The 4,277-nt window shown below is 60.5% G+C and carries 3 protein-coding genes and 1 pseudogene; 2 read left to right on the top strand and 2 right to left on the bottom strand.

Annotated features, from left to right (window positions below):
• The coding region (locus tag ACLP2E_RS22100) for a hypothetical protein (RefSeq protein ID WP_442467140.1) at window positions 1–276 on the bottom strand (276 nt) is incomplete at its 3' end.
• On the opposite strand from ACLP2E_RS22100, the gene tnpB reads away from it, so the two are divergent.
• Window positions 166–432 carry an IS66 family insertion sequence element accessory protein TnpB gene (tnpB, locus tag ACLP2E_RS22095; RefSeq protein ID WP_442467139.1) on the top strand — a complete coding sequence of 89 codons (267 nt, stop codon included), beginning with the start codon at window positions 166–168 and terminating at the stop codon, window positions 430–432. The genes ACLP2E_RS22100 and tnpB overlap by 111 nt on opposite strands.
• Here tnpB and ACLP2E_RS22090 read toward each other — a convergent pair.
• Window positions 377–985 carry a recombinase family protein gene (locus tag ACLP2E_RS22090; protein WP_442467138.1) on the bottom strand — a complete coding sequence of 203 codons (609 nt, stop codon included), beginning with the start codon at window positions 983–985 and terminating at the stop codon, window positions 377–379. The genes tnpB and ACLP2E_RS22090 overlap by 56 nt on opposite strands.
• Window positions 986–1,141: 156 nt before the next feature.
• On the opposite strand from ACLP2E_RS22090, the pseudogene ACLP2E_RS22085 reads away from it, so the two are divergent.
• Window positions 1,142–4,126 (top strand): annotated as a pseudogene (locus ACLP2E_RS22085) (Tn3 family transposase).
• Window positions 4,127–4,277 lie beyond the last annotated feature (151 nt).

The raw sequence follows: 4,277 nt of genomic DNA, 5'->3' as shown, positions 1-4,277 counted from the left end.
TTCTCCGGTGATTGAGGTGGAATTGAAAGAGGCCCGCGTGCGGATCCACGCCGGCGCGCCGTCGTCGGCGATTGCGGCGGCCTTGAAGGCGTTGCGGTCATGATCCCGATACACTCGGGATGACGCGTCTGGATTGCGATGGGTCACACGGACATGCGCCGGGGTATGCAGGGTTTGGCCCTTCAGGTCCAGGAGCAGCTGAACCGCGATCCCCACGCCGGCGACCTGTACATCTTCAGGGGTCGTCGCGGCGATCTGGCGAAAATTCTTTGGCATGACGGCGTCGGGCTGTCGCTCTATGGGGTCACGACAAGATCAGTTCCAACTCGCACGATTAGACGGAACGAACGGCGAACCCTTTTTCCCCGGCTGTTGATTACGCCGCTTTCGCCGCCGGGGCGCTCCAGCCGATGCGCTGAAGTGTGTCGATGAGGGTCGAGCGCGGGACTTTGAACGTGCGGCAAACAGATGCTTTGCTCGCGCCGTTTTCGAGCGCCGCGACAATCTGCTCCAGCTTCTCAGAATCGATCGCGAGCGGGCGACCGCCCCGGCGGCCGCGCCGTTTGGCGGCGGCCAAGCCGGCCATGACACGTTCGCGGGTCAGGGCGCGCTCATATTGCGCCAACGCGCCAAAGACAGAAAACAAAACCTCTCCGTGCGGCGTGGTCGTGTCCATCTGCTCGGTGAGCGACCGGAACGCCACGCCCTTCTTTTTCAGATCGGCGATGATCGACAGCAGGTTGGGCAGCGACCGCCCCAGCCTGTCGAGCTTCCAGACGACCAGGCAATCGCCGGCGCGCAAATCGGCGAGACAGGCTTTGAGACCGGGACGGTCGTCGCGGGCGCCGCTGGCCTTGTCGTCGTGAAGATGGCGCTCGTCGACGCCCGCCGCGATCAGGGCGTCGCGTTGCAGGTCATTGGATTGGCGATCATCGGCGGAGGAGACGCGCATATATCCGACAAGCATGTGCGGAAAACCTCGCATTTGATGTTTCCGCGCAAAGTATCATAGCGACATGGGTTTCCGTACAAAATTGTGGATGGTTTGAACAGCGTCTTTGTCTTCGCGCCGGGCTGCACGACAATCACTTGTTTTTCGACGCCGCGACAGCGTTCCGCTTGATCGGCAGGAGGCCGACACATGGCATATCGTCCGCTGTTGAAGGGAGATCAATGGAGTGAACTTGTCGGCGTTCCGACGGACGAGGAAAGCTTGATTCGGCATTATTCGCTGAGCGGCGACGACATCATGCTCGCCCTGTCCAAACGGGGACACCGCAATAAATTTGGCTTTGCGCTGCAACTCTGTCTGCTGCGGCACCCCGGCCGACCGCTAATTCCGAATGAAGCAATATCGCCAGCTCTGCTGAACTTCATTGCCGCCCAGATCGGAATCGACGCCGCCGTCTTCGCCGACTACGCCAAGCGGGAACAAACGAGGCGCGAACATGCTGCTGAGCTTCAGCAGCTCATTGGCCTCAGAACAGCCGACCGCGATTCTCGGCGGCGGGCGCTTCTTGCCGCTGTCGACGTTGCGATGCGAACCGATAAAGGTTTGGAAATCGCCAAGGCGATCGTAAAAAGCTTTCGAGACGGCGGCATTCTTGTTCCAGGCGTCGATCGGCTGGATAAAATCGGCCGCGCCGGACGGGCTGTCGCCCGCCGCCGCACCAATCGAATTATTCTTGGAACATATTCTCCAGAGCAGCTTTCCGCCGTTGACGATCTGCTTGCTCTGGACCCGGCCATCAAGCAAACCCGCTTTGGCTGGTTGAACGCGTGGCCGGATTCTCCCGGCGCCAGCAATCTGCTCGGGCTGATGGAGCGCCTGACCTTCGTCCGCAAACTCGGCCTCGATCAGAACTGCCGGAAGGATGTGCATCCAGACCGCTGGCGGCAAATTGTGCGCGAGGGCGCCGCCACGCCGAGCTGGCTGGCCGCCGACTTTGGCGCAGAACGCAAGCGCGCCACGATCGTCGCCACCTTGATCGATCTCTGCGAACGGCTGACGGATGAATCCGTCGCCATGTTTTGCAAGCAGGTGGGACGGTTGTTTTCGCGCGCCTCGGCGACAAGCGCGCAACGCTATACGGACAATCGCAAGGAGACGGCCAAAGTCCTGCGCCTCTTCCGGGAGACTTTGCGCGTCTTGCTGGCCGACGAGGAGGATAATAGCGACGGCGCGATCATTGAACGGCTGAACGCCGAAGTCGGATGGCACCGGCTGGTTCAGGCCCAGCCAACCGTTGAGGCCATGGTCAAGGACAGCGATCCCGACGCTCTGCTCCTGGCGGCGCAAGGATACGGCGGCTTGCGCAAATACGCGCCGCAATTTCTGGATGATTTCGTCTTCCGCTCATAGCGTCGGCACGATCCGCTGCTTGCCGCAATCGACGCGCTCAAAACCATGAACCGGGACGCTCGCCGGGCTTTGCCCGCCAAGGTTCCCACGCAGCATCTGACGGAGAAAGCCAAGGCGACCATCTTCGCCGATGGCAAATCGGACCGGCGACTTTACGAAATCGCCACGCTGGCCGTCTTGCGCGAGAAGCTGCGCTCTGGCGACATTTCGGTCGAGGGCAGCCGGACGTTCCGGCCCTTCGCCGATCATCTGATGCCAAAGGCGGCGTTCGAGGAGAAGAAGGCGGCCAATGCTCTCAACCTCGGCGTGCCCGACGATTTCGATTTCTATCTGAGCCAAATGCGGCAGAAGCTCGATTTCAGCCTCAAACGCCTGTGTCATCGCGCGCGAACCGGCAAGCTGGATGGGGTCAGGCTGGAAAAGGACGAGCTGATTGTCTCGCCCTTGAAGAGCGAAGTTCCGGAAGAAGCCGAAACGCTCAAATGGGAGCTGAACCATTGCCTGCCGCGCATTCACATCACTGACCTGTTGGCCGAAGTGAATGGATGGACAGGGTTTTCCGACAGGTTCACCCATCTGCGGACGCTGGATGCGGTGCGCAACAGCTCCGCGATTCTCGCCGCCGTGCTGGCGGACGCCACCAACCTCGGCGCAAAACGCATGGCCGAGGCGTCAGCCAATGTCAGCGAGCGGCAAATTGGCTGGGCCAGGCAGTTTCATGTTCGCCCCGAGACCTACAAGGCGGCGCAGGCCGCCGTGACCGACGCGCATTCCATCCATCCCCACGCCAGTCTATGGGGCGCCGGCATAACCTCATCGTCGGACGGTCAGTTTTTCCGGGCGGGCGACCGGGCTGCGGCTCGCGGCGACGTCAATCTACATTACGGCAGCGAGCCGGGCGCCAAATTCTACAGCCATCTGTCGGATCAATACGGATATTTCAGCATTCTGCCGATCTGCCCGACCGAAAGCGAGGCGCCGTATGTGCTTGACGGCCTGTTCGACCACGAAACCAGGCTCGACATCGCCGAGCATTTCACCGACACGGGCGGCTCAAGCGATCATGTTTTCGCCCTGTTTGCCTTGCTCGGCAAACGGTTTTCGCCGCGATTGCGCGATCTCAAGCTCAAACGATTCCATACATTCGGCGGGTCTGACGCCTATCCCGCCCTACGCAAACATATCGGCCTTGCGCTCCGGCCCGAGCTGATGCGCGAACATTGGACCGAAATGCTGCATCTGGCCGCGTCGATGAATGATCGCGTGGTGGCGCCTTCGACGATTCTCAAGAAATTATCGGCGGCGCAGAAGCCGAGCCTGCTTTCCAAGGCTTTGAGCGAAGTCGGGCGGTTGGAGCGGACGCTGTTCATGATCGAATATTATTCCGATCCCGGCCTGAGGCGGCGTTGCCAGGGCGGATTGAACAAAGGCGAAGCCGCGCACAAGCTGAAACGCGCCGTGTTTTTCCATGAATGCGGCGAAATCCGCGACCGCTCATTCGACAGCCAGGCGTTTCGCGCCTCCGGCCTCAATTTGGTCGTCGCCGCCATCGTCTACTGGAACACGGTCTATCTGGCGCGCGCCGCCGATCACCTCAGATCGAAGGGACGGGCGATTCCGGATAATCTGCTGAAACACGTTTCGCCGTTGACCTGGGAGCACATCAATCTCACCGGCACCTATTCCTGGCGGACCGAACAAGCCAACCCCGATGCTTTCCGGCCGATCAGGGAAGGAAAGCCCTTGTTCTGGGCCGCAGCATGAGACGAGATTCCTATTCCGTTCTATCTAATCGTGCGATTTGGAACTGATCTTGTCGTGACCCCATCTTGGATCATGGGCTTGCCGATCGAGTTTTCCCCGTTGCGAGGGGCTTTCGACGGAAGGTTTTGAAACCCTATTATTCGTGGCCCCC

Source organism: Rhodoblastus sp. (genome assembly GCF_052145335.1).
Classification (GTDB): Bacteria; Pseudomonadota; Alphaproteobacteria; order Rhizobiales; family Beijerinckiaceae; genus Rhodoblastus.
Note: the sequence above shows the minus strand (reverse complement) of the source record. Positions and strands in the feature narration are given on the sequence as shown.